The following is a 639-nucleotide window of genomic DNA, read 5'->3' as shown; positions in this document are numbered from 1 at the left end:
TTCCCATCTTACACCTCCTTCGGATTCGCCAGATAACCGGTGGTATCCCCGGTCGGGCGGCTGTTGGCATTCGGTTTGATCACAATACTCGGCTTCGTGAAGTGCGCGCCCGGCAGTGGGGCAACGGCAGCCAGATCGCCGTGTTTTTTGCGCAGTTCGTCAATCGGGCCGAAGTCCAGCGCCCGCAGCGGGCAGGACTCCACACAGATCGGTTTCTTGCCATCCGCCACGCGGTCATGACAGCCGTCGCACTTGGTCATGTGGCCTTTGGCGGCGTTGTACTGCGGCGCGCCGTACGGGCAGGCCATATGGCAGTAACGACAGCCGATGCACACATCTTCATCAACGACCACAAAACCGTCTTCCCGTTTGTGCATTGCCCCGCTCGGGCAAACCTTAGTACAGGCCGGATCCTCACAGTGGTTACAGGCAATAGAGAGATAGTAGGCAAACACGTTCTGATGCCAGACGCCGTTGTCCTCCTGCCAGTCACCGCCCGCGTATTCGTAAATGCGGCGGAAGCTGACATCCGGGGTTAAGTCTTTGTAATCTTTACAGGCCAGTTCGCAGGTTTTACAACCGGTGCAACGGCTGGAATCAATAAAAAATCCATACTGGGTTGTCATCGGTTACTCCTTA

The 639-nt window shown here is 56.5% G+C and carries 1 protein-coding gene; it reads right to left on the bottom strand.

From position 1 onward, the window contains the following. Window positions 1–8: 8 nt before the first annotated feature. Window positions 9–626, bottom strand: coding sequence for a dimethylsulfoxide reductase iron-sulfur subunit DmsB (dmsB, locus tag QNN88_RS22810; RefSeq protein WP_414242146.1), 618 nt, complete (start codon window positions 624–626; stop codon window positions 9–11). Between the last annotated feature and the right edge of the window lie 13 nt (window positions 627–639).

This window comes from Citrobacter sp. ANG330 (assembly GCF_047467925.1).
Taxonomy (GTDB): domain Bacteria; phylum Pseudomonadota; class Gammaproteobacteria; order Enterobacterales; family Enterobacteriaceae; genus Citrobacter_A; species Citrobacter_A amalonaticus_G.
This window is presented reverse-complemented; position numbering and strand designations above follow the sequence as displayed.

Coding starts and splice junctions, on each gene's coding strand:
- dmsB (WP_414242146.1), bottom strand. CDS start 626: ATGACAACCCAGTATGGATTTTTTATTGATTCCAGCCGTTGCACCGGT.